We start from the raw sequence: 26578 nt of genomic DNA on the forward strand, positions 1-26578 counted from the left end.
TAGAAATTGGGAGAATATAATGAATACTAACGCGTCAGGTTTTGTCGGGAAATGGCCAAGCGTATGTGAATTGATAGGCTCGGTCGGACTATCCACTATGTTATACTCGAGTTTGTTATCAAGGTGACCACACTATTTTTCCGCTCATCCGTGTTCGCACATCTCCCGGTATTTGCCAGCTATCATCTGTTTCCATCTTGTATACATAAATGCCAGTGGGAAGGTTATCGGGTTTCCAAAGCCATTCATTTCGTCCTAAATGCACTTTTGAATCCAAATGATATACCTGGTTGCCCGACTGGTTATAGATCTTTATACTAAACGACGATGGTGGGCCTTCCCCTTCAATATCTGCGAAAAAATGAAAGTCATATGAAGATGGGTTTGGCGATACACCCGCATCTGCGACGGTGGCTTCGTTGGTGATTCTGAAATTGATATGATATGGAGCCACACGATTGCCATTCATATCTGCTGCTTCGACGCGGAGATGATATCTGCCTTTTTCCAAATTAGCAATTGCAGGTAATTCTAAATCGTAATTATTGGGCGTACGAAGCAATCGTTGGCCTCCTGCAAGGTATATCCTGGTTTCTACGCAATTATCACAATCTTTTCTCAACCACACTTCAATTCCAGTAGTATCAGTTCGGATATTAAAAGGATTTTCATCAATGATCTGCAGTTTGATATTAGGCGATGGAGAAACCACATCGTTGTCAACCAACTGCCTGGAATCGACTTGAACAGTTAATACCGGTGGTATTTCGTCGGGATATACTTTGTAAGTGAAATTGATTTCGTTGTTGGACAAAGATTCCTCGGGGAGTTGCCATGCGTTAAAAAGGATGTTTATCCTATGCTCTCCAACCTGAGTAATTGTTGGGAAATTCATTTGAAATTGTTGTGAACTTTGGCCTCCGATGGTCAGATATTGGAATGACTCTTCGAGCAAATTGTTATTTTCAAAATGACGAATTCTTACTGCAACAGAATCTTTAAATGCAGCCGATGTGATATTGGAAACCAGTGCTTTGGCCTGGAAAATATCTCCTTCCCATATTCTTGGATATGGGATGCTTTGGTTGTAAACAATAAGCTCCGGCAATATCTCGGGGATCAGTGCATTGGAGTTATATGTAAATGCACGACTCTGTGAAGGTCTTTCAGCGTCTTCTACAATATAAACTCTCCAATAAATCGTTGTTGTTTCTTTTGTGGAAATCTGGATGGAATGTTTTGCCAAAAGATCCACAGCGTTCTCCGTCTTTTTTTCAGAATTCTTAAAATCAAGATTTTCACTCCATTCAAAAACCACATTTGAACCCTTTCGTTCGACGGGAATTTGAGCGACTAGTTCGATCGTCTTGGCACTTGTCGTAAAACCATTGGCAGGAAGCAAAGGACTCGCCCCGCCTTCCGGCATCAGATAGTCGATTTGATAGGTGTTATTGGTTTTGTCTTCCTCTGTCAATTTCACTTTTGGGTCAATACTGAAATCCCAGCTTTCTGTTCCCGCATATGGAAAAGAATTTGGTATTTTGAAGTTAAGCTTTGCGGAATTCTGAGGCGAGGGTAATGTGTACTGATATATATTTTCCGAGGTCGTACCTTTTCTCCTTTTGATAGTCAGGTCATAATTTTCCTTCCTGAAACGACCATTATTTTCAATAATCATCGAGACAGATATAGAGTCGCTCCAGGCGGAAAGCAGTTTTCCGGATGGAGTGCCGAATGTGACTGAGCCCGATTGAATAGTATAATCGGGCAATCGCGCTGGGAAAATCTTGATTGCCGGATCGCCGTGGAGAACCATCTGTTGCGCTGTAATTCCTTCCAACAAATTGGGATATCGTTGCAAATTCCTTCTGATGGCCTCTTTTTGAATGATACCAAACGGCTGACTGACAAATGCACTATCAGCCAACACGTCGTAAAATGAATCGGTATAATGCTTCAGATTCGCGGATATACCGTTAAAAGTATGAGCCAGAAAAAGAACAGAACCACGGTTGGGAGTTAAAATCCAGTCGTTGCTGAGTGCGGAACTGGAATAGAAAATACTGCCGGAAGCGCAGCCATTCACCAAAACTGCCGGAAAAAACGGTTCATTATCATACTGCCGCCGGTCATCGGTTACATATCCAATGTCAATATCTGTGACATCGACCGAAGAGTGCCCGAACATGGTGATCAAACCCGCTCCGTCATTGACATTCTTGTAAATCGGGAATTCTTCAACCGCTTCGTCAGTCTTTTTAGAAATCGTTGTCACCTTAGCCCCAATGCTACTGTTCTTGATTTTATTTTCAAATGAATTGACATATTCCTTAAAAACGGACAATTCAGCGATTGACCTGCCTCCGCTCAGGTGCAGCAGGTTTTTTCGCCAGGCCGCAGCATTAGGTTGGGCTTCCATCTTTTTGACTTTATCAAGATAATCCCGTATCTGTTGTGCTTTCGTAGCATTAAGCCGGCCGATAGGAACAAGGGGTACATAGATACTACTTCCTTCCAGGTTCATGGATAGTGCGAGGTCAGAACCTGGCCAACCAGCATTTGGGATCATATTGATGAGCCAGGCATCTGGCGTTCGTCGAACACTTTGCGGGTCAGAACCATGGCCGACCAAAAACACGAAACGCAGGGCCGTGTTTTTATGAAACCAGCCGATCATGTTCCTGAGTCCATGCGGTCCGGGTTCTCCATAATTAAACGTATTGAAAACCTCGTCTATATTGATAATGAAGGGATTATAACTACCTCCCTGCGCCGATTTGCGATAAGTGGCATAATCACTAACGGGATCCGAGCCAGCCGATAGTTCTCGTAGGGCGGGATGGCTTACAATCAGATAGTCGATGGCGGGTATATTCAGGTCAGTAAATTTGACAAGTCGGGGTGTCAGTATGGGGAGTGATTGTTTGACGGCGATGATCCTTTTTACACCATTAAGTGCTATTCCCGGATTTGCAGCGACTAACTTGACATTTGTCGCATCGGATATATCATAAAAACGCCAGTCATTGTTGTTCTGAATATTCCAGGTGGCGGGCTGAGTTTTGATATCAAAAAGGAATTCTTTCTGACTGAGATTCGACGGTAATATTGACGTCTGCGGATAGGTAAGTTTAGCCAGTGAAAGTGATACTGAGCCAGTATTGTTATGCGGCTTGATGGAGACTTTTATGGAGCCGTCAGCGAGTAAATTTTCCGATGAAAGGTTGATCTTTATCGTTCTTGAGTCATAATTGCCGATACTCATTGTGGTGACTTTTTGCGATTCGCCGCCAGCAGTTTCGGCTAAAATGTCAATTTGGTGATTGCCAGCAGATCTGCCCACAATCGTCAATTCCACGACGGCCATATTCATGTTACTCCGAATGGCCTCGGTTGTAGTAAAGACAGCCGTAAATTCTCTTCCATTCGAAATAGACTCGCCAGTCCAGCCTTCGCCTGTATCATATGTTGAAAGTACCGACCCGTTGTCAAAGTTGCTGGTAGCAGGATAGAAATTACCGACGGCATAAAACCGATTGTAGAGCAAAATGTTTTCTGCAAAATGAGAGTTGAGCAGACTGGAATTTGTTGGGGAAGAAGCCTCGGAGATTCGCTTTCCTGCAATCTCAGTGTTTTCCCAACCCAAAAAATACGCAGAAGTGTCAGAATATAAACTGAAATAAGTATGAGGGATAACTGCGGGAGGCACATATAGCGCAGTATCCCGCATCCCATCATTCCGCTCGCCATAGAATCCGATATAAGACAAAGTGCCTGATTCTGTTGCTTTTACCTCAATTCCTAATTCCTTTCCACGTCTGAATAATTGAAGGGAGGAAAGATAAATGGCCGATGGAGATATACCCGCCTTTTCGAGATCCTGAGGCGTAATATGATAAAACCCGGTCTGTGTTACAGGAATTCGAAGATAGCTTCGCCCGGGTTCGATCCACTCATTCCCATATACCCGCTGTGCAACAGCAACATTTCCGCAGCCTACTATGAATAGTAAAACGATGGCGAGGCGCAGATTTTTCCCGATCATACTCAATACTGTAAGGTGTTTAAACAACCACAAGTATATCCAGAGTGGTTAGTAAATGGCTTTTAACCAGGTAGATAAAAGCACCTACAACTAACCGCTATGAGCTTGCAGCTCTCCGAACATAGACATTCATAGAAAACGAATATTGATGTCTTTCATCGGCTGAGTGGTATTCTGATTCTTCAATTTCCCATTCTTCGCTGCTAACGGGCGGGAAAATTGCGTCACCTTCAATGTGGGCATGAACGACGGTAAGGTACAGTTTTTCTGCCAGATGAATCGTTTGCCGAAATACCATTTCTCCACCCAGAATAAAAATCTCGTCTTCATCTGCAAGCAATTCGAGTGCTTCCTCAATACTGGTCACGAATACAGGTTCGTCACCAGGTTTTTTGTGGGAAGTCAGAATTACATTCTTGTAGGAGGAATGCAGGGCGTCAGGGGCCTCAAAACTTTTACGACCCATAATGAATGGCTTCCCATCGGTGGTCTTTCTAAAGTGCTCCCATTCATCGGGAAGATGCCAGGGTAATCTGTTGTGAATCCCAATCACATGGTTTTCACTCATGGCTGCAATCAGGTATATGTGTGTCGCCAAGACAAAATCAGCTAGTTTATTAAAGTTTCTAAAATAGAATTTTTAAACGGAAATAGATAAAATAAGTAACATTATTTACCGACCACACGATTATTTTGCCATTCATCCAAAGTTTAAAATTATTTTAGCATAGTACCTTGCATCACAAAGTACCTGAGTATACCTTTGTAATGTATTGTGGATAAAACCTTTACGACACCATGGACTTATTACACTTAATTAACTTATGAAACCGATATGAATATTGAAAATGCCCAAGTGCAGATGCGCAAAGGAATTCTTGAATTCTGCATTCTGCACATCATTTCCCGAGGGGAAGTATATGCCTCTGATATGCTGGATGAATTAACCTCAGCGAGGATTATGGTTGTAGAAGGAACGCTTTATCCATTACTTACCCGCCTGAAAAATTCCGGCTGGCTGGATTATAAATGGGTTGAGTCATCGTCGGGTCCTCCCCGCAAATACTATGTTTTGACAGACGAGGGAAAAATATTCCTCGATGCGATGCAGGCGACATGGTTTGAGCTCGCCGACTCGGTTGCTGTTGTCATCAAGCGATCCGAAGAGCTAAGCAAACAGCAAGCCACTCCTGACTCTAACTGATTAAAATAAAGATATTTGATTCTCAATCATGAAAAAGACCATAAGCATAAATATAGGTGGTGTAATCTTTCACATAGAGGAAGATGGCTACGAGAAACTAAAAAACTACCTGGCATCTATCCAGCGATATTTTTCTTCATTTGCGGACAGCAAAGAGATTATCTCGGATATTGAAGCGAGGGTAGCTGAGCGGTTTTTGAACAAACAAAAGGCTGAAAGCAAGCAGGTTATTTCGCTTGAAGACGTTGAAGAGCTTATTAAAGCAATGGGTACCGTCGCTGATTTTGAAGCGATAGAACAGGCTGAGGATATTTTGGCTGAACCGTTGGGCGTTTCAAACGGAGATGTCGGTGAACCTGCTCCATATACTCAGCCTTCTCAAGAAAAATCAGAACCGAAAAGAGAAGCAACGGCACCGACAACCGGGCCACGTAAGTTGTACCGCGACCTTCGCAGAAAACTTGTAAGTGGTGTTGCGGCTGGTTTAGCCAATTATTTCACCATTGACCCTATTTGGGTAAGGCTGGCGTTTTTATTCGCCGTTGTCGGCTTGCCTGCCGGCTCCGGAATGCTTGATCTGGACATGGAAGATGAATTTGGCCCATTCTCAGGATTCGTCGTTTTGACCTATATAGCCATGTGGATCGCTTTCCCAGGGTCTATGACTTTGGAAGAAGATTCGAAAGTAAAGAAATTTTACCGAGATCCCGATCGTAAAGTGGTTGGTGGTGTTGCTGCCGGAGTAGCTTCTTACTTTGGCCTTGATCTTGGAGTTGTTCGGTTTTTGTGGGTACTTTCTGTATTGCTTTTTGGTACAGGTTTAGTTATCTATCTGGTTTTGTGGGTGATATCTCCGAATGCCAATACTCTAACCGAGAAAATGGAAATGCAGGGGGAGCCCATTACGCTGTCTAATATTGAGTCCAATATTAAGCAGAACCTGGATCCCGATGCAAAGCCAGGAGAAGAGAATGTACTATCAAGAATTGTGTTGTTGCCCTTTCGCATTATCGGAGCGGTAATGAGTGCGCTGGGAAGTCTTTTGAGAGGAATCGGACCTGTACTTCGGATATTTTTTGGGATTATTCTTGTTGGAATCGCTTCTTTGTCCCTTTTTGGAATCATTGTCGCAGCAGCCGTTGCCTTTGGGTTAACTACAGTTGATTTTGACAATATGCCTGTTCCGTTCATGCTTTTCCGCGAAATGCCGGGCGTTCTGGTATTTTCGGGTGTTCTCCTTGCAGCAGCCCCCATGGTTATTTTGCTTTTGTTGGGTCTAACATTGCTGGCTAATCGTAGGATCGTTGGGCCATCTGTCTGGATTACAGTGGCTGGATTATTTATCGTTGGTATTATAGGAAGTACAATTGGCGGAATAAACTTTCAACAGAATTTTGCAAGACGCGGAGAAGTAACGAAAACCAAGTTCTTTTCTGTCCCTCAAAGAACGCTTCTCCTGGATCACCATGATGATTACGATGATGATTTTGTCGATCTTCATATTGTTCTGGAAGGGTATGAATTACAAGACAGTCTTAAATTGGAAACCACCTTTTCGTCCAGAGGAAGAAGCCGTGACGATGCGGAGCGTATTGCCGGTCAACTAGCTTATGATGTCTCGTTCTCCGACTCCACAATGACATTCGGAGAGGCACCTCAAAGTAATAAGTTGGGTAAATTCAGAGATCAGGATATTCACGCAGTGTTGTATCTTCCTTATAACAAGCAGTTTGCGATGACCCGGGACTTTTATTACTCTACTGAAGATTGGGGTAACAATCGTAAATATACTTCCAGATATAATTTGGATGACGTCAACTGGAAAACGCTGAGATGGGAAATGCGCCGTGATTCTGGTTTAATATGCATCAATATTCCAGCGGAGTCTATTCGTGAGGAAGAGGAGGAGGATAACGGACATAATGATAGCTACGAATACGACGACAATAGCAGTGAATTGAATTTGGGTGAAAGAGGATCGTTTATCAAGCAATTTCCGGTGAGTGAGTTTACCAAAATAGATATCGGCGGTGCTTACTCTATCATAATCAAACAAGGAACGGAATACTCTGTTTCGGCAGATGGCGTGGAGGAAGATGTTGATGACCTTAAAGTAAAAGTTGAAAACGGAGAGCTGACCGTTAGCAGATCCAGCAAGTTTTCTTTGTTCGATGGAAGAAAATGGAATCGTGTCGGCCTTATTATCACAATGCCTAAGATTGAAAAGCTGGATTTATCGGGAGCGAACAAAGCGCGAGTGACAGGTTTCAAAGGATTAAATACTTTGGATGTCGGAATCACAGGAGCTTCGAAAGCAGAGATCAATGTAGAAACTAATCAATTGAAATTGTCGGTTACCGGTGCTTCGAAGGCTACTTTGAAAGGTTCGGCAAAATCTGCAGAAATGGATCTGGCAGGAGCGTGTAAAGTAGAAGCGACCGAAATGAATATCCAGAATGCGGATGTATCAGCCTCGGGAGCATCGAAAGCTCACTTGGGAAGGGTTGCCAATATTGTTAAAAATGAAATCGGAGCGAGCAAAATAGAGGTTCAGGAATAGGAATTTTTTACAAACCTTTCAAAAGGTTGTGCAACATTTCGGGCTTGCTTTACATCTGTTAGTAAAATCAATGACCAAACTAAGTTTCCCAATGAAAAGAACGATCATCACATTTATCGCCGTCCTCGCTGTTACTTTTGCAGCCATCGCGCAGGACACCCGTAATTTCCCGGTGTCAGGTTTCAGACAATTAGCTATCGGCAGCGCCTTTAAAATTGAAGTGAAGCAAGGCTCATCATACAGCGTTTCCACGTCCGGAAGAAAAGAAGATCTGGAGGATATTCAGGCGACTGTGAAAGACGGAAGACTTAAATTGGGCTATAATAAAGACAACTGGAACAGAAACCGTAAGACTGTGACCGTCAATATTACAATGCCAGCTTTGGAAGGTGTTGATTTTTCAGGTGCATGCACTGCCCATGTCGGAAACTTCACCGGAGTAAAAAATATGGGTATCGATGTGTCAGGAGCATCGTCAGTTACCATGAGCTTCAAGGCATCCAAAGTGAGCTTTGATTTATCCGGAGCATCTAACCTTACCCTGACAGGATCGTGTGAAACGCTTCTTGGAGATGTATCAGGTGCATCCAGTTTCAAAGGAAGAGAGTTTTCAAGCAAGGACGTGACTATTGACGCGTCCGGTGCAAGTAGCGCATATGTAATGGCAAGTAATGTTGTTAACGCAGAAGCGTCAGGGGCAAGCAGTGTCAGATATTCGGGATCTGTAAAAGACATCCATTCCAGTACTTCCGGCGCGAGCTCCGTAAGAAGAGATTAATATATTTTTCACCATGAATGAGTAGAAGGCCGGCATTTTTGCCGGCTTTTTTATTTTGCTACAAAGTAATGAAGGCGCGAAGGTTGGTGTTGAATATATACCAGTTTGCTACACCTTAATTTTTGTCTTAATTCATTGGATTCCATTAGTTTGACGTCCCTGACAGCTAAAACCTAACACCTAAAAGCTGCAAATTAACCCAAGAGTAATATATTTACGATTCGTTATCTTCCTTCTGTCATTTGAACGTTATGAATTAAAAACTTCAAGGTTGTTTGCCGGAGAAGTAAATGAACTATTAAATGAGAGAATAAAATTGCTGATGAAGAAGTTTATACCACTATTATTGCTCGTTATCATATCTCAGGCGAGTTGGGCGCAGGGAAGAAGCAAGTTTGGAAACAGATATATTCCTCCTTTCGGAGTATTGACTTTGACCGGAGGCGTCGGCGTTGCATATTATATGGGCGACTTGCGTGACGGGGTGGATATGGCACATTTGGGATTGGGACCATCGGTTTCTGTCGGTGCGCTATATCGTCTGACCGAAAATGTGAGTGCCCGCGGTGAAGTTCGTTTTTACCAGGTAACCGCCGACCAGAAATATTCCAAAAATTATGAAAACAATCTGTCATTCCGCACGCGAAACCCGGATATTAACCTAGGTGTTCAGATTGATCTCTTTTCATTTAGCAGACAGGCGCGAATTAATCCGTATCTAATGGGTGGAGTTGGTGTTACCTATATGTCCCCAAAAGCTAAACTGGATGGAGACTGGTATAGTCTTGCTCCTATTACAACAGAAGCCGTAAAGTATAGTCGTTTACCTTTGGTTTTTACCGGTGGAATCGGAGTTTCAGTTCAGGCACGAGAAAGATTGAGTGTAGGTTTGGAGCTTTGCAACAACTGGGTAAAATCTGATTATCTGGACGATGTAAGCACCGTATATCCCAATCCTGACGCGCTTCCAAACGATCTGGCAAGAAGGTTGTCGGACCGGAGAGGAGAAATCGGTTTACCTGCTGCTACTGTTGGTGCGCCAAGAGGAAGTGCCAAAGTGAAAGATAGCTATTTGTTTTTTCAGGTCCGAGCGAATTATCTGATCGGAAACCGTGCTCAGGCCATTGAAAGAAAAAAGACGAGATGCCCCAAATTTTGATATAGTCTACCCATTGATTAATATGCTAAAGCCCAAGAAACCAGCTAATTCAGACGTTACAATGACCGAAATGGTATTGCCTAACGATACCAATACATTGAACAATCTGATGGGTGGGCGTTTGCTGCATTGGATGGATATCTGTGCAGCTATTGCTGCCCAAAAGCATTCCAACCGCATTGTAGTGACGGCTTCTGTCGACAATGTTTCTTTCACAGAACCTATTCGTCTGGGTAATATTGTTACGATGCATGCAAAGGTAACGCGCGCATTCAGTTCATCAATGGAAGTGCACTTGCAGGTATGGGCAGAAGATATCCCAGCTGGCGAGCGTGTTAGTACAAACAGTGCATTTTATACATTCGTCGCGGTGGATCAAAATGGCCGTCCCATTGAAGTTCCGGCTCTGGAACCTGAAACCGAAGAGGAGATTTCTTTTTATGAAAGTGCACTTCGCAGAAGGCAGCTCCGCCTGGTTTTGGCGGGAAGAATGAAGCCCTCCGAAGCAAATGAGCTCAAAGCACTATTTGACTCAGAATAATCCATTCCTTTGCCATAATTTTTGGTAATTTTGCAGCCATCATTTTCAAGAAAGTGTAGCACGGTAACATCTTTATCGACTGCTATGCGTTTGAATTCAATATATATAAAATGGCAAAACAGATAATTTTTTCGGATAAAGCTCCGGCTCCGATAGGTCCTTACAGTCAGGCAGTTAAGGTGAATGGTACTTTGTATGTTTCAGGTCAGATTGCTGCTGAACTTGCAAAATCCGGAGATATCAAAGCGGAGGCTGGTGTGGTAATGCAAAACATCGGACACATCCTTGGCGCGGCAGGTCTTTCCTTTTCACACGTTGTAAAATCTTCAATTTTCCTGAAAAATATGGATGACTTTGCTGCTGTGAATGAAATATATGGCAGTTTTTTCAAGTCGGAACCGCCCGCACGTGAGACTGTCCAGGTAGCACGCCTTCCCAAAGATGTGAATGTTGAGATATCTGTTATTGCAGTAGAATAATATCGACTGATCCGTCGCTCATCTCTCTTTTAGTTTTGATAAGTATTTAATGATCAGTAATTTATATTGAAAATACTATCGGCTAAATTTCAGGGAAATACTTAAATAGAAATAGATGATTGGTATTACCCAGTCATAACGGGTTCCAGGAATCCAGAAAATATAATAAAATGAGTAACTCATCGGTAAGAGTGCGCTTTGCACCAAGTCCAACAGGTCCGCTTCACGCTGGTGGAGTGAGGACTGCTTTATATAATTATCTTTTTGCCCGTCAACACGGCGGACAGATGTTGCTTCGTATTGAAGATACTGACCAGACTCGCTACGTTCCCGGAGCTGAGGAGTATATCATGGAAGCCTTGGAATGGCTTGGAATTGCTATAGATGAAGGTCCGCAAAGAGGTGGTCCTCATGCGCCCTATCGCCAGTCAGAGAGAAAACCGATGTACCGTGAATATGCTGAAACCTTGGTCGCAGAGGGAAAGGCATATTATGCTTTTGATACGGCGGAGGAACTGGATGCAATGCGCAAGAGAATGGAGGCTGCAAAAGTGGCAGCCGTTCAATATAATGCGATCACAAGAATGGAGATGACAAACTCCATCACGCTTTCTCCGGAAGAAACCAAAGCCAGGCTGGAGAGTGGAGAACCTTATGTGATCCGGATGAAAATCATGCCGAAGGAAGATATTCGTTTCAACGACTTGATTCGCGGTTGGGTAGTTGTTCATTCAAGTCAAATTGACGACAAGGTATTGTTGAAGTCAGACGGAATGCCGACTTATCACCTTGCCAACATCGTGGATGATCACCTGATGGGGATTACGCATGTGATCAGAGGTGAAGAGTGGTTGCCGTCAGCACCATTGCACGTATTACTTTACCGGTATTTCGGTTGGGAAAAAACGATGCCTCAGTTTGCGCACCTCCCGCTTTTGTTAAAACCTGATGGTAATGGAAAACTATCGAAAAGGGACGCAGATTTGGGCGGGTTTCCTATTTTCCCGCTGGAATGGACCGACCCCGTTACAGGCGACAAGGCTAAAGGCTTCAGAGAAGAAGGGTATATGCCTCAAGCGACTGCTAACTTCCTGGCCCTATTGGGTTGGAATGCCGGTACTGAACAAGAAATTTTCAGCATGGAGGAAATGATTAAATCCTTCAGTTTCGAACGTGTTCATAAAGCAGGGGCTCGTTTTGATATCAACAAAGCCAACTGGTTCAATCAGCAATACTTAAAACAACGGTCAGAAGAATCGATTGTGGAGGAGGTTAAACCGCTCTATGCTTCCCGTGGCCTGGGTGTAAGCGATGCTCAGGTGACTCAAATTGTCCATTTGTTGAGAGAAAGAGTTCATTTGGCTAAAGAAATAGTAGATGAGTCGCTATTTCTCTTTTCATTACCTGTAGAATATGATCAGGATGTAGTTATCAAAAAATGGAATGAGGAAGCGGTTAATGCGATTTCCGGTTTTGCCGACGCATTAAAAAATGACGGAGGGGAATTCGTTGCAGATCATATCAAATCGGTACTTTCGGCAACGATGGAATCGTTGGGTATCAAGATGGGGAAAATCATGCAGGCATTGCGTCTGGCAGTGACCGGACAAGGTGCAGGCCCCGATTTGATGATCATTATGGAGATTCTTGGTAAGGAAAACGTAATAAACAGGCTCGAAGTGGCACTGGCGCGTTTGCCAGCGCAGATCCGATTGGCATAAATTTAATGAGCGATTGAGTGAATGCGGGGAAACTGGCCAGGATGCATTAATCTCATTTTGGTTGAAAGCAAAAGATAAAATATCCCAGCTGATATACCTAAAATTTTTTCCGCGTAACTCAGCGAAAAGCTCCAGTCACTCTGCGTTTAAACCACCAAAAGCTCAAACTCATCCACACAATCACTCATTAAACTATGGCAAAAAAGAAAGCGACTGATACTTCGAAACCATCTTCTGAAAAGCCAAAGGTGCACAAAGACCTGGATGGTTTTGATATAAAAATCAACTCGTTCGGAGAGATAACGACCAGTTTTGATATGGATCGGATCAACGAGTTTTTAAATAAGAATGTGGACGATAAAAAGCTTCGCGACAGGGAAGATATCCCTGGCCGCAAAACTCGGAAGTCTAAAAAGAAGGTTGAGGAGAACGAGGAAGAGGAATAGTCACGCGGACAGTCTTATTAGGTTTGTAACACCTGACAAGTCTCAAATGAGGTTAACTCTAGTTTTGAACATACTTTATACCTTGGAATAATATGAATTCACACGAAATTGATTACAAAATCATTGGTGACGATATTCAAGTAGCAGAAATTGAGCTTGATCCCAATGAGACCGTTATTGCTGAGGCCGGCGCCATGCTTTTTATGGAAGACGGTATACAGTTCGAAACAAAGATGGGAGATGGCTCTGAGCCAAACCAGAGTATAATGGGTAAGATTTTTCAGGCCGGTACTCGAGTATTGACGGGAGAATCGCTATTCATGACGCATTTTACAAACCGTGGAGTTGGTAAAAGAAAAGTGGCTTTCTCCGCTCCATATCCGGGAACGATTATGCCGATTGATCTTTCCAAGATATATGGCAATGAATTGATCGTTCAAAAAGATGGCTTTTTATGTGCTGCCAAAGGTACGAGTATGAAGATCCACTTTAATCAACGTTTTGGTTCAGGTCTTTTTGGTGGAGAAGGCTTTATATTACAGAAGCTAAAAGGTGACGGAATGATCTTCGTTCACGCGGGTGGCGTGGTGATGGAGAAACATTTAAACAATGAGACTTTGCGCGTAGATACGGGCTGTGTGGTCGCTTTCGAGCAATCGTTAAGCTTTGATATCCAGCGTTCAGGTAGTTTGAAATCGATGGTTTTTGGCGGGGAAGGTATGTTTCTGGCGACTTTGCGAGGAACTGGTCGTTGCTGGATTCAGTCAATGCCAATATCTAAGCTGGTGCAGAGACTATCCGTCGGCGGCCCAAATTCCAAAAAGGAAAGCGGATCGATTATCGGCGGATTAGGAACCTTGTTTGAGGATTAATATCTATCAGGCGAAAGCTTTGATGTTTGAAAGGCGGTTGTTTCTGTATTGGAACAATCGCCTTTTTTATTTCAGAACGCGTGTTAATACAGGTTACAGGAATTAGTAATTCTGATATATATCATACGAATCAATTGTCCGTATTTTTCTGGCTTTAGGAAAGGTATGACCCAATATAGTTTTAGGTGTCTGATTAGTCTGGGTGATGACGTACTTTATTTTATTTTCCTGAATGAGGCTATCAAGTTTTCTGTAATCAAAGGTGCGATTTCTGTTGCCGAGGAAGACAATATCAGCAAATGGCGCAATTGTATTTTTGAACAGAAAATGTTTTAGATAATTTCCGTCCATTCCGTCTGACTCTGTTAGGTATACGTACTGGTTGTCTTCTAGTCCTAAATCGACTTTAAGATATTGAGCGACTCTATTTTGTTCGATATACTGAGATTTGAAGCTCTCTAGCGGAATGGCAGTGTAACGCATGTAAACAAACAAAAGACAGTGAACGGCTACAATCCCTAAATAAATGAAAGCGGATAGTTTTAGAAGATTATTTTCCATTGACTCGTTATTGTATTTTTTCGAAAGAAAAATAACAATCTGGGTCACTGACACCACCAGGTATCCTTGATAATACCCAACTCCTGACCCAATTTTGAAGGCAATAATGGTAGAGAAAGTGAAGAAGGTAATGCTGGAAATAGAGAGGAATTGAAGGAATTTATCTTCAGAATTTCTGATACTATATATAATGCAAACTAAATTTAAAGCGATTAAAGGAGCAAATTGGAATAGTAATCGTTGTAATGTCCAGTCATAAAACCAATTCCAACTTATGGAATTAGACACTCCGCCTACGATGTTGAGAAAAAAGGAGGCCAGGGAAGGAATGGGCAAAACCAGTAAGTAGACAAGAAAAAAAACGATACCGAATCCAAACAATTTTAAAAAATGGATCCACTGATTTTTCGATATCAGGTAAATTCCAATGCTTATGCAAAGTGTAGCTCCATTTTGCTTCGTAAAAAAAGCGGTAATTCCGATTAATATCGCCGCTATCCACCAAACATTTTCTTGATTTTCTTCGCTAATAGCTTTGTGAACAAATGCAACGAAAATTGTGGTAAGGAAAAAAAGCAGACTGTCTGGTCTTGAGCTGGTCAGAAACCATTGAGATAGAATTTGGAAGATGAAACAAGCGGCAAGAATGGCGGTGGGTTTACCGATTTTTACTCTGGTGTAAAGAAATAGACCGATTATTAAAGAACCCGCGATTGTGATCAGAATGGAGGTAAATCTGCTAACAATGAATACTTTATGAACTTCTTCGGGCGCGACGCTCAATATTTTTGCTGCACTGGATATCAATGAAAAATAGAGCGGTGTGTATTGACTGATTAAAAAGGGGATTTCCTGAGGATCGGTATAGATCGGGAGGCCGGCAAGTTGACGCTGAATAGGGAGAATGGTGCTTCCCTCGCTTCCGGAAATATCGGGAATGAAACTAACCGAAATATAGAGTTTTAAGACAACCAGTAAAAAGCAGATAAATAGACTGAAGAAAGATACCAGTGCAGGAACACTTCTTTTTAAGGAACAAGGCATATAAGATCGTTAGTGGTTAGGTATGAAGTTCGTTTTACCGCCACGACTGCCAATTTTTGAAATTGCGGAAATCCGGGCTTATACGTCGGGCTGTTTGGGTGCTGCTTTTTCCGTTTTTGGCTCTAAAACAGAGATTGTTTTAATCAAATGACCAAATGTATGATTAAGACTGCCCAAATAGTTAATTATTGAGATAGTATATATTGGTAATAAAACGTTTAATTATTACTAATTATGCAGTAATTCAAGATTTAGTTTGCTTGTGTGTCAGCTTTGCTATGCGGAACCCAGGGCGCTGCAACTGGAGGTGGTTATGTTGAAATTTTAAAATCAATAGCATCGCTATATCTTCTGCCTTACAGAAGGACAACAAAAAACGCCTTCCCCAATTCAATGGAGAAGGCGTCTTCTTAATTTAATCCCTATTAATTATACCCCGGATTCTGAGGTGTAAGATTCGGGTTGTTTTTCATTTCCTGAACACCCAATGGGAACAAAAGGTGTTTTTCCTGTAATGCCACACCAGCACCAACATTCAGGTTCAAGTGACCTACGAAGTTGTCAAAACCTTTAGTTTTTTCGTTGAACACTTTCCGCAGACGTACCATGTCAAACCAGGTAATACCTTCGTAGCAGAACTCGTACCAACGTTCTCTCCATACAGCCTCTCTGAAAGATGCCTGACTGAAAGTGCCTAACGCAGGAGTTGTAAGAGTTGCCCTGTCGCGAATCATTTTGTAAGCATCATAAGTTTCCTGTGTTGGACCACCTACTTCGTTTTGCGCTTCAGCAAAAATCAGCAAAACCTCTGCGTAGCGAATCAATGGAACGTTCAGGTTGTTGTTACGCGTTCCCGGAACTCCCTGTGAGCCATTAGCGGTTTGGTTGAAGTGTTTGAATACATAAGGAGCACCCAAATCAAATTTCGCACCATCACCATTCGTGAAATAGGTTGTATAGAACCATCCTTCCTGATCCTTGGTTCTCAAATCGCCAGGTTCAAAGGAACCGTAAAACGAAGGTGTTGGAATAGTACTTCCCGTTCCTCCCGGACCTGAATAAGTCACAGGTTTGAAGTTAGGATAGTAGTCACCAAGTGGATTTCCAGCTACAGCTACGTTGTATTGAATCTGGAAAATGTGTTCCAATCTGTTTTTCAGGTTTTCCTGGTGAACCTGCTTGTAAGTTGGGAATAACGCGATAGAAGCAGGATTTGCTTTTGCGTAAGTAATTACCTCTAACGCCTTATCAGCAGCCAGCTTATAATACGCTGCTCCTTTGCTTAAAGGAAAGCCTGCCATAGTAAGGTAAACTTTCGAAAGCAAAGATTTAACGGCCATCTGAGTAGCACGACCCGTTGCGTCGGTAACAGGTAGCCCTGCAGCCTCAGCAGCTTTCAAATCTTCAACGATCAAATTATAGACGTCTTCTTGTTTCGCACGAACAGGTAGGAAGTCTTCTGATGCGGCAGTTTGTGGTTCTGTTACCAAAGGAACATCGCCCCAAAGACGCACTGCATAGAAATAGGCCCAGGCGCGAAGGAATCTAGCCTCTCCAATTAACTTTACCTGTTGAGCCTCGGTAGCAGGTGCAAGGAACGGAATTGTAGGGATTTTGTTTAGTGCCAGGTTGGCATTGGCAATCATCCGATAAATTCCGTTATACCAGTTAACGATATGGGCAGTGTTACCATCATATGTTAAAGAATACAAGTTGTTCAAATCTGAGTTTTGACCTGTTTCAGTCGTAGCAGTACCAGTTACTGCTTCGAGCATTTGCCAGTTAGCAGAGAAAATACCAGCTCCATCGCCATAAAAGCGCATTCCGGCATATACTGACGCTACAGCAGCTTCAGCGTGGTCAGGAATGGTGTAAAAGCTTTCCGGAGTAAGGTTGGATGGATCTTTCTCATCAAGGAAGTCGGAGCAACTCGTTGGCCCGAGCAACAGAGAGCCCGCAACGAAAATCTTCGCGATACTTTTTATATTATATAACTTCATAATTAATGCTTTTTTAAATTTAACAGGATTGCCTATCCATTAAAGTGCAATTTGCAAACCGAATGTGTAAGTAGTCGGTTTTGGATAACCGTGCCAGATCATACCCTGAGAGAACACGTTGCTGTTTTGATCACCATTGGTCGGTGTAACTTCAGGATCGCCATGTGGGTATTTCGTAAGTAAGAAGAAGTTTTGAGCCGAAACATATAGTCTCAATTTGCTCAATTTCATCTTGCTAACCATTTCCGATGGGAAGTTGTAACCCAAAATTGCATTTCTACCACGTAGGAATGATCCGTCAAATACCCAGTGAGAGTCAACGTTTGTTACGTAACCCGCACGTGTTTCTCTGATCTGTGCTACAGGCGTATTCTGGTTTGTAGGAGTCCATGCATTTAACACAGTAGTGTAGCTGTTTGCGATAGCCTGACGGTCTTCACTTGGGTGAAGTGTCATATCCAGAACGTCATTTCCATATGAATAGGCAATGTCAACAGTCAAGTCCAGTCCTTTGTATCTCAACGTATTACTGAAAGATCCCCAGCCTTTAGGGCTTCCGTTTCCGATAATGCTACGGTCGGCATCAGTAATTGCCTTATCTCCATTGAAATCCTTGTATTTGATATCACCCGGCAAAATGGTCAGGTTATTACGGTAGCTAGTAAATTTCGCAGCTTCGTCTCTCTCTGCTTCGCTCCATGTACCCAATCTTGTAAGACCCCAGAAAGATCCAACTGGCTCACCGATACGGATAATACCTGTTTGGTTAGTGAAGTTAGGCCCACCCACACCGAAGATATCTGAAGGTGTCGCAAGAGATAAAACTTTGTTTTTGTTCAGGGAGATGTTAAAGTTGGTTGTCCAGCTGAAATCACCATTTTCGATGTTAACAGTATTCAAGGCAAATTCAAAACCTTTGTTCTCCATCGAACCGATGTTCTTTCTGATTACCGCATAACCGCTTGTACGTGGTACCGGCGCATCCAGAAGCATGTCTGTAGTTTTTCTATGATAGTAATCCGCTTCAAGAGAGATTCTTCCTTTCAGGATGCTGATTTCTAAACCTGCGTCTGTTTGAGCGGTTTTTTCCCATTTCAAATCGGGGTTGGCCAAACGGTTAATACCGGTACCATTCACACGTCCGTCGTTGTAAATCGTAGCATAAGTTGAACTTAGCAATGACAGCGATGAATAAGGAGGAATTTCGGAGTTACCAGTCAAACCGTAGCTAGTACGAATCTTAAGGTTCGAAATGATCGGATTGTTTTTCAGGAACTCTTCATCTGACACCTTCCATGCCAAGGCAGCTGACGGGAAGAATGCAAATTTATGGTTGTCCCCGAATTTAGATGAACCATCCGCACGACCTGTTACTGTGAAAAGGTATTTCTCTAAAAGCGTATAGTTTAAACGACCGAAATATGAGTTAAATGCAAAACGTGAAGCTCCTGAACCAGAACTCGGCAACGTTGCACCTGCACCTAAGTTGTTGAATGTGAAGTAATCCGTAGAGAAGTTACGTACACCTGCAGCCGTCGTTGACACATTAGTTTCCTGCCAGGATATACCTGCAAGGGCATTGATCGCATGAATTCCGAAAGTTTTGTTGTAGGTAAGGTAATTTTCCCATGACCAGAACATTTCCTTGCGGTTATCTTTGCTTGCAGTTCCGTTTTCAGAAATAGCCAGTGTTCTTGTTTGAGACTGGTTTACTTCCTGATTAATCACGTTAACACCAAGGATCGAACGCAATTCCAGGCCTTTGGCAAGAGTCAGGTTTCCGTACAAGCTACCAAGTGTAGTTTGAGTGTTAACAATATATTTTCTGCCATTCAAACGGTGAATGGAACTGAATGAACCTTCAGCCTGTGGATAGTCACGGTTGTTTGCATAAACGCCGTTAGGGTATTTTACTGGTAGGAAAGGGAAATCCTCTACCATTTGACGTGCAACCGCATCGTTGATATCGACAAGGTTTTCAGATTGATTGTTGTAGCTCAATGTAGCACCAATTTTCAACCATTTCTTCACCTGATCGTCAATACTGAACCTTGTAGCGTAACGTTTCAGATATGATTTTTGAATCAAACCCTGATCGTCGCGATAGTTAAGAGATAGCGCGTAGGTAGTTTTGTTATTACCGCCACTAAAGCCTAACTGATGATTTTGAGAAATTTTATTCTGTGTGGCTTCCTTAAACCAGTCCGTATCGTAGTTAGGTTTGTAGCTACCATCTGAAGCCAAAGTGAATACATCCGGGTGCGCTACGCTGAAGTTTTTTCTGCGTACTTGGGGATCAAGGTTAGCATACTTTCCGGAAGCCCAGCCTGCAGGGTCATACTTCTCAATGTTCTTATATGCCAGATCCTCAGTATCCAGATACTGCTGTGCATTTAAAGCATGAGGTCTTTTGGGTCCGATAGTGGGAACGCTCAAATCCATGTTATATGTAATTGTGCCTTCCCCTGCTTTCCCTTTTTTTGTCGTGACCATGATAACGCCATTTGCACCTCTCGCTCCATAGATCGCTGTCGAAGAGGCGTCTTTTAGGATCTCTACAGAAACGATATCATTTGGGTTGATATAGTCAATCGCAGAACTGTATTGGTTCTGCGTTCCCTGAGGAAGCATTACTCCATCCACCACGTAAAGCGGATTGTTGGATGAGTTAATTGAGCTAAATCCACGGATACGTACATTAGTACGGCCACCCGGACGACCTGAGTTAACGTTTACCTGAACTCCCGCTACTCTACCAGCCATGGCCTGGTTGAGTGAAGGAGTTGGACGCTCACGAAGTTGTTCTTCTTTTACAGAGCCTACTGCACCGGTTAAATCAGATTTTTTGGCTGTACCATAACCGATTACAACAACTTCACTAAGTGCTTTAATATCAGATTCGATGGCAACATCCACAACACTTTTGTTGCCTACGATAACTTCCTGTGATATAAAGCCTACAAAACTAAATACAAGAGTAGAGCCTTGATCAGCCACATTGATCGTATAATTTCCAGATCCGTCGGTGGTAGTACCTACGCTTGTTCCTTTCACAACAACGTTCACGCCCGGAAGACCATCTCCGTTGCTTTTGTCCGTAACTTTTCCTTTGATGGTTCTTTCGGCTACTATGGAACTTTTGAAGTGACGTGATTCTTCGTTTTCAGCTAATTCCTCTGCAAAGGCGGGAGACGCCATTACCAGCATCAGGGGAATTAACTTCGTTTGCACACTCCGGTAAAAGAGTTGAGCAGGTGAGGTAGTAATTTCTTTCATTGTTAGGTAAGTTTTTTTGAATGTTCACTTGAGTTTGTGCTTACGAATAAGCTGGTTAGGAAAAAGGTTTTAGCATAGAAAAGATTTAGAATTACACATGATTTAATTAAACTTGTTGTTAATAAAATTATATTTTGTTTTGGTTAAATTGATTAGACTCAGGGTGTCAGGATGACCATCAATTTTGTATTTCACTCAGATTTTGGTGTCATGAAGCATTTAATCACCATGTGGTGATCAAAGAAGATTTTCAATATTAAGCCAATTAACATTAAGATTTCAATACAACCACGAAAAAATTGAAAGAATGCTCGTGCAAACGTTTGAAAAAAGTACCTGATAGTAGATACTTCGTATATTTAAATAAGTATCTATTGGTTACATTTGTAGGAATGAATGTTATGCAAAATTGCTTTAATATGAATTTTTCAAGTTAGTCAGAAGAAGTGGTACGAATCGCGTCAAACGGACACGTATGAAGGATTTTGCATATTTGAAGAATGATTGCAAGTGATATTCAATGGGCATAAAAAAGGCGGATAGTGATCTACCCGCCCCTTTAAGAAATAGCAGAAGATTGTTATTCCAAAACCACCGTCATTCCCGTTTTCACAGACTCATCACAAGCGAAGGCAATCTGCAAACTCATCACTGCATCCTGAAGGTGATCTGTTAAATCGAGGTCCTCAGTTACTGCTTTAAGGAAATATCTTTGCTCACGGTTACACAGCTCCTGGTGATCTGGCTCGTCGGTCAGGTTAATCCATGTGTCTTCTTTTACGAATTCATCTTCCGAATTCAATTCAGCATGATGAACTCTTATGGATTCAGTTTTTGTATGAGCTTCCACCGAAGAAGATTTGCCGCTGCCGCCTGCATCCTTTGCAACGATCGACACAGAGCCTTTTGGCCCGATAACGTCCTTCACAAAAAACGCTGTTTCACTGATCATCGGCCCCCAGCCAGCTTCATACCAGCCCACCGATCCATCTTCAAACCATATCTGCAGTTGACCGTAATTATAATTTCCATCTGGAATATCGTCAGTCAAACGCGCTCCGATGGCATTTACACGAAGCGGTTTCGAACGGGTCATCTGGCACATTACATCTATATAATGTACTCCGCAATCCACGATAGGGCTGAGACTTTTCATTAGGTTACGGTGAACACCCCACATATACCCGTGGCTTTGCTGATTGAGATTCATACGCATCACCAGAGGTTTGCCAAGATTTTGAGCCTCCTGAACAAAACGTTCCCATGAAGGATGTTGACGAAGAATATATCCCACTACAACTTTTTTACCAGCTAATTTCGCTGCTTCCACAACTCTCTTGGCTCCTGCAACTGTATCAGCAAGCGGTTTTTCAATAAATACATGTGCACCGCTTTCCAAAGCTTGAATCGCGAAGCTTTCATGGGTATCCGGGTAGGTTGAGATACAAACAGCATCAGGTTTTGTCTCTTCCAAAGCCTGCGTATAGTCATTGAAGAGCGCATATCCACCGCCCAGTTTTTCATTTAATACTTCCTTGCTTTTTCCTGTCGATACGATTCCGCAAATCTCGAAACCGTCGAGCAATTGATATGCAAAGGCGTGTGACGCCCCCATGTTTCCACAGCCAACTACCAAAACCCGCAGCGGCGATTCATTTTTTAAATCAGACATAGTAACTCGTTAAATATGATACTTTGATGGGTTTGAGGAATGACCAGGCATTTTTTGAACCTAATAAGTAACAAAATTAAGTATTTAATTTCGTTAACGGATGCCCGACGGTACTTGCTTTCTATACCTCAAAATCTCCTTTTACAAGAAATTATACCGTTCAATAAGAAAGTGACAAAATTCCGGTAGAATTAGTTTTAAATTTGATTTTAAGATTATACAATTTGCGATAAAATTTATCTCACCTAACTAATGGTAATGCCGGGTAAAAATGCTACTACTTTGCAGCAGAGTCTTTCAGTTGCGCTTTTATTTTTTGTCACCACCGTGTACTCTTACGGGCAGCAGGATTTTAAACCCAAGTTTGGTTTGATTGACAGGGCCTCGTTGGAAATGACGGCTTATCCGGGCGACAGCACAGCCGACGCGATATACTTGTATGACTATGGAAACGTCAATTACCTATATGATCAGAACATCGGGCTCGTGATGGAGCAGGAGTTTTGGGTTCGAATCAAAATCCTGAAGGAGTCGGCTCTGGAACGGGCATCAGTTTCGCTTTCGTATTACGCTGGAGGCAATCATAATGATCGTGAGTCAATAACGGAGTTGGCCGGGTTTACGTATAACCTGGAAGGGGGACAGATCGTAACGACAAAAATGGATAGGAAGTCAGTCAAATCAGAAAAGCTTTCTGCAGATCTGACCGCCGAAAAATTCAACCTTCCGAACGTAAAAAAGGGGTCTATTATCGAGTATCGATTCACGAAAACCTCACCTCTGGCCACAAGGAACAAACCTGAAACCTGGAGATTTCAGGGAGATGTACCTTTCCAGTGGAGTGAATTCAATATTAAGATCCCTGCTTTCCTGAGTTATAAAATGAATATGGGTGGGTATTTGCCTCTTTATAAACGTGAAAGCGAGGCTATTCATTTGAGTGTGGGTCATTCAAAATATGATGGTCCCGGCCAATCATACCGGTTCATCGTGAAAGATGCACCTGCTTTTAGAAAGGAACCCTTCATTACCACGGCGTCCGACTATCTTTCCAAAATCAGCTTTGAATTGTCGGGGGTATATGTGCCTGGCGAAATAACTAAGGACTTTTCGCAATCTTGGGATGATGTCGACAATACCTTGAGCAGAATGCCGTGGTTTGGTGTGCAACTTGAAAAGAGCACCTATTTGAAAGAAATAAGAGATGTAATAAAGAACAAAACGCAGGATCCGGCAGAGCGAATGGCACTCGCCTACAGCTATATCCGAAAAACCATCAAATGGAACGATGAATACGGACTTGGCTCAGATGATGGTGTAAAGAAGGCCTTTGATAACAAGAAAGGGAATGTAGCCGAGATCAATTTTATGCTGATATCTCTGCTGCGGGAGTTGGATATAGAGGCAGACCCGGTTGTGTTAAGCACCAGGTCGCACGGTATGGTAACAGAAGCAATACCTTTGCTTAATGCCTTTAACTATGTTATTGCCCATGTTAAAATCGGAGAAAAAGAACATTTGCTGGACGCGACCGATCCATATGTAAAAATGGGAATGCTCCCACAACATGCATTAAATGGCTTGGGCAGACTGTTGCCTTCGAAGGGCAAAGGAAGTTTTATCGATATAGTTCCTGTTGACGGCGATACAAAGCTGGAGATGATCAACGCCTCATTTGATCCGAAAGCTGGTGTGATAAAGGGTATTTTCTCACAATCTTATTCAGGGTATGAGGCCTTGGACTGGCGAAGTGAAAATGCAGGCAAATCCGAGGAAACATATATCGAAGAGCTGAAAAAGGAAGTGCCGGAGTGGAAAGTATCAGATGTAAAAGTGACCAATGATCTTGAAAACCTTACTTCCAACGTCAAAGTTGCGGCGAGTTTTGAGTTAGAAAATGAGAATGGGTCTGAAGAAATATTTTATTTTAATCCGTTGCTTCAAGGTCGATGGACAGAAAATCCTTTGAAGGATGCAGAACGCATATATCCAATGAATCTTCCATGTGCGATGAAGCAGACCGTTATTTGCAATTTTAGAATTCCGGAAGGATATAAGGTAGACGAATTACCCAAAAGCGAGATGTATACACTTCCTGAGAAGGCAGGGCAATTTTCCTATCAAATCAGGGTGGATAACAATACGCTGCAATTGAATAGTACGGTTCAACTTAACAAATTGGTTTTTTTGGCAGAGGAATATCATGACGTAAAACTGCTGTTTGATAAGGTGGTGGAAAAGCATGCTCAGGCAATCGTATTTAAAAAAGCATTATAAAAATCAGCCTGATATGAAAAAGACATGTTACTGTTTAATCTTGCTTGCAGGACTGAATACTCACTCCTATGCTCAGGGAGAATTTAACGCATCCAAAATCAAACCGGAACTATTGAAGGATGCCGATGCGGTGATCCGTTTGCAGGAATTGGTATATGATATTCAAAGTCCTGCCGAAGCTAGAAAGCAGTTTAGGCAGGTGATTACTATCCTGGATGAAGCCGGTGAAGAGAGTTACCGGGAGCATATGGTGAGTTATGATAAATTTACCCGCATTTCCGATATATCTGGGGTGATATATGATGCAGAGGGCAAAGTGGTCAAAAAGATCAAAAATGCTGATATCAAGGATTATAGTGCATCAGGTGACAGTTATACAGATAATCGGGTCAAGATAATTGAGTTTGGTAAAAAAAGTTATCCATATCCATTCACCGTTGAGATCTCGTATGATATACATGACAAGAACATGATGTTTTTCCCCAGCTGGCAGCCATATGATGGCGACCGCACGGCTGTTGAAAAATCAACATTTATTGTTAAAGTACTTGACTCATATTCGTTCAGATATAAAGAAAAGAATGGAGCAAAAGCCGCGGAAAAGTCGAAAGATAAAGAGGGTAAGAATGTATATCAATGGTCATTGACTGATCAGGCGGTTATCAAATCAGTCCCTTATTCGATTCCAGTCAGAGATTTATATCCGATGGTAATTACTGCGCCATCTGCTTTTGAGATCCAGGGATATTCGGGAAGCTTTACGAGTTGGGAAGACATGAGCAGGTTTTATTACACCCTCAATTCCGGTAGGGATGTATTGCCTAAATCGACTGCTGACGAAATAAAAACACTTCTGGCCGGAGCGAAGACAGAGAAGGAAAAAGTAAACCGCATATATAAATGGATGCAAGGCAGGACCAGGTATTTCAGTATCCAGTTGGGAATTGGTGGTTGGCAAACCATCGATGCAACGACAGTGGCCACGAAAGGATATGGTGACTGTAAAGCACTCACAAATTTTACGCTGGCCTGCCTCAAGGAAGCAGGTGTGCAAGCATATGGTGCGCTGATTCTTGCAGGTAAAGAAAGAGAAATTAATACTGAATTTCCGGCAAGTCAGTTTAACCATATCATTGCCTGCGCCATCGCTGATAAAGACACTGTTTGGCTGGAATGTACCAGTCAAACTAACCCGCCCAATTATCTTGGGAGTTTTACAGGCAACCGCCATGCGCTGCTAGTGATGCCAAAAGGTGGAAAACTTGTTTCTACGCCAACTTATGAAGCAATCGTCAATTCAAAACGAAGCAACTCGCAGGTTGCACTCGACGATGCTGGCAAAGGGAAAATTGTATCGACAACCATTTACACTGGTCTTCAGCAGGAATATCGTAAATCCCTGATTGAAAACGTACCCAAAGACCAGCAAAAGAAATGGCTTCTCAATAACATCGATCTGCCAAGTCTGGATCTTACGGCATTTGAATTTTCGCCGGGATATGCCAATGGGCCAATTCTTACTGAAACCTTACAAATGAATGCTGGAAATCTGGCCGGAAAAACTGGCGCGAGGTTATTCCTTAAACCAGCAATTATGACCCGTTCTATGGAACTTCCGGTTGCGGAGCCGAGAACTGTGGATTTCTATTTGCCTTTATCGACATACAACTTCGACGATCGGGACAGTCTGACATTCGTGCTTCCGGAAGGATATAATCCGGAAACCAAATTGCCGGAAGCAAAGGTGTCGAGTCAGTTTGGAGAATATCAGCTGACATCATCACAAGTAGAAAATAAAGTAATATACCAACGCAGGCTGACTATGAAGGGAGGGCGATATAATGCCTCCCTTTATCCAGCATGGATCGACTTCCTAAAAGCGATCCGTAAGGCGGACCGGAGCCAGATTGTTTTGGTAAAAAAATAGTCAAGCATACATATTT

At 42.5% G+C, this 26578-nt stretch carries 17 protein-coding genes; 11 read left to right on the forward strand and 6 right to left on the reverse strand.

Annotated features, from left to right (window positions below; all coding sequences use genetic code 11):
* Window positions 1–118: 118 nt before the first annotated feature.
* Window positions 119–4045, reverse strand: coding sequence for a putative type IX secretion system sortase PorU2 (porU2, locus tag AC1XUD_RS10445; RefSeq protein WP_483360927.1), 3927 nt, complete (start codon window positions 4043–4045; stop codon window positions 119–121).
* Window positions 4046–4142: 97 nt separating this feature from the next.
* Entirely contained in the window at window positions 4143–4643 is a 501-nt protein-coding gene (locus AC1XUD_RS10450) for a dihydrofolate reductase (RefSeq protein ID WP_483360928.1), read from the reverse strand.
* A gap of 237 nt (window positions 4644–4880) precedes the next feature.
* On the opposite strand from AC1XUD_RS10450, the gene AC1XUD_RS10455 reads away from it, so the two are divergent.
* The 9 genes from AC1XUD_RS10455 (at window position 4881) to AC1XUD_RS10495 (ending at window position 13805) form a co-directional block, all read left to right on the forward strand.
* Entirely contained in the window at window positions 4881–5249 is a 369-nt protein-coding gene (locus AC1XUD_RS10455; protein WP_483360929.1) for a PadR family transcriptional regulator, read from the forward strand.
* A gap of 28 nt (window positions 5250–5277) precedes the next feature.
* On the forward strand, window positions 5278–7809 hold the full coding sequence (locus AC1XUD_RS10460) for a PspC domain-containing protein (protein WP_483360930.1): 2532 nt from the start codon (window positions 5278–5280) through the stop codon (window positions 7807–7809).
* Window positions 7810–7900: 91 nt separating this feature from the next.
* On the forward strand, window positions 7901–8587 hold the full coding sequence (locus AC1XUD_RS10465; protein WP_483360931.1) for a head GIN domain-containing protein: 687 nt from the start codon (window positions 7901–7903) through the stop codon (window positions 8585–8587).
* Window positions 8588–8909: 322 nt separating this feature from the next.
* Window positions 8910–9746, forward strand: coding sequence for an outer membrane beta-barrel protein (locus AC1XUD_RS10470; RefSeq protein ID WP_483360932.1), 837 nt, complete (start codon window positions 8910–8912; stop codon window positions 9744–9746).
* 22 nt (window positions 9747–9768) lie between these two features.
* Complete coding sequence (locus tag AC1XUD_RS10475; protein ID WP_483360933.1) at window positions 9769–10287, forward strand: acyl-CoA thioesterase; 519 nt, start codon at window positions 9769–9771, stop codon at window positions 10285–10287.
* A gap of 110 nt (window positions 10288–10397) precedes the next feature.
* Window positions 10398–10766, forward strand: a complete 369-nt coding sequence (locus tag AC1XUD_RS10480) for a Rid family detoxifying hydrolase (protein WP_483360934.1) — start codon at window positions 10398–10400, stop codon at window positions 10764–10766.
* Between the two features lie 170 nt (window positions 10767–10936).
* Window positions 10937–12487, forward strand: coding sequence for a glutamate--tRNA ligase (gene gltX / locus AC1XUD_RS10485; RefSeq protein ID WP_483360935.1), 1551 nt, complete (start codon window positions 10937–10939; stop codon window positions 12485–12487).
* Between the two features lie 194 nt (window positions 12488–12681).
* Window positions 12682–12933, forward strand: a complete 252-nt coding sequence (locus tag AC1XUD_RS10490) for a hypothetical protein (protein WP_483360936.1) — start codon at window positions 12682–12684, stop codon at window positions 12931–12933.
* Window positions 12934–13025: 92 nt separating this feature from the next.
* A complete protein-coding gene (locus tag AC1XUD_RS10495; RefSeq protein WP_483360937.1) occupies window positions 13026–13805 on the forward strand; it encodes a TIGR00266 family protein in 780 nt (259 codons plus the stop codon).
* A gap of 102 nt (window positions 13806–13907) precedes the next feature.
* Here AC1XUD_RS10495 and AC1XUD_RS10500 read toward each other — a convergent pair whose 3' ends face one another.
* The 4 genes from AC1XUD_RS10500 to AC1XUD_RS10515 all read right to left on the reverse strand — a co-directional run bounded on the left by AC1XUD_RS10500 (window position 13908) and on the right by AC1XUD_RS10515 (window position 22358).
* On the reverse strand, window positions 13908–15410 hold the full coding sequence (locus AC1XUD_RS10500; protein WP_483360938.1) for a glycosyltransferase family 39 protein: 1503 nt from the start codon (window positions 15408–15410) through the stop codon (window positions 13908–13910).
* 425 nt (window positions 15411–15835) lie between these two features.
* Window positions 15836–17410, reverse strand: a complete 1575-nt coding sequence (locus tag AC1XUD_RS10505) for a RagB/SusD family nutrient uptake outer membrane protein (protein WP_483360939.1) — start codon at window positions 17408–17410, stop codon at window positions 15836–15838.
* A 39-nt stretch (window positions 17411–17449) separates the two neighbouring features.
* A complete protein-coding gene (locus AC1XUD_RS10510; protein WP_483360940.1) occupies window positions 17450–20686 on the reverse strand; it encodes a SusC/RagA family TonB-linked outer membrane protein in 3237 nt (1078 codons plus the stop codon).
* A 580-nt stretch (window positions 20687–21266) separates the two neighbouring features.
* A complete protein-coding gene (locus AC1XUD_RS10515) occupies window positions 21267–22358 on the reverse strand; it encodes a Gfo/Idh/MocA family oxidoreductase (protein ID WP_483360941.1) in 1092 nt (363 codons plus the stop codon).
* Between the two features lie 258 nt (window positions 22359–22616).
* On the opposite strand from AC1XUD_RS10515, the gene AC1XUD_RS10520 reads away from it, so the two are divergent.
* Together AC1XUD_RS10520 and AC1XUD_RS10525 are read left to right on the forward strand one after the other, a co-directional pair.
* Complete coding sequence (locus AC1XUD_RS10520; RefSeq protein WP_483360942.1) at window positions 22617–24635, forward strand: DUF3857 domain-containing protein; 2019 nt, start codon at window positions 22617–22619, stop codon at window positions 24633–24635.
* Between the two features lie 13 nt (window positions 24636–24648).
* On the forward strand, window positions 24649–26562 hold the full coding sequence (locus AC1XUD_RS10525; protein WP_483360943.1) for a DUF3857 domain-containing protein: 1914 nt from the start codon (window positions 24649–24651) through the stop codon (window positions 26560–26562).
* Window positions 26563–26578: the final 16 nt, after the last annotated feature.

This window comes from Dyadobacter sp. HNCC25DJ184 (assembly GCF_056895215.1).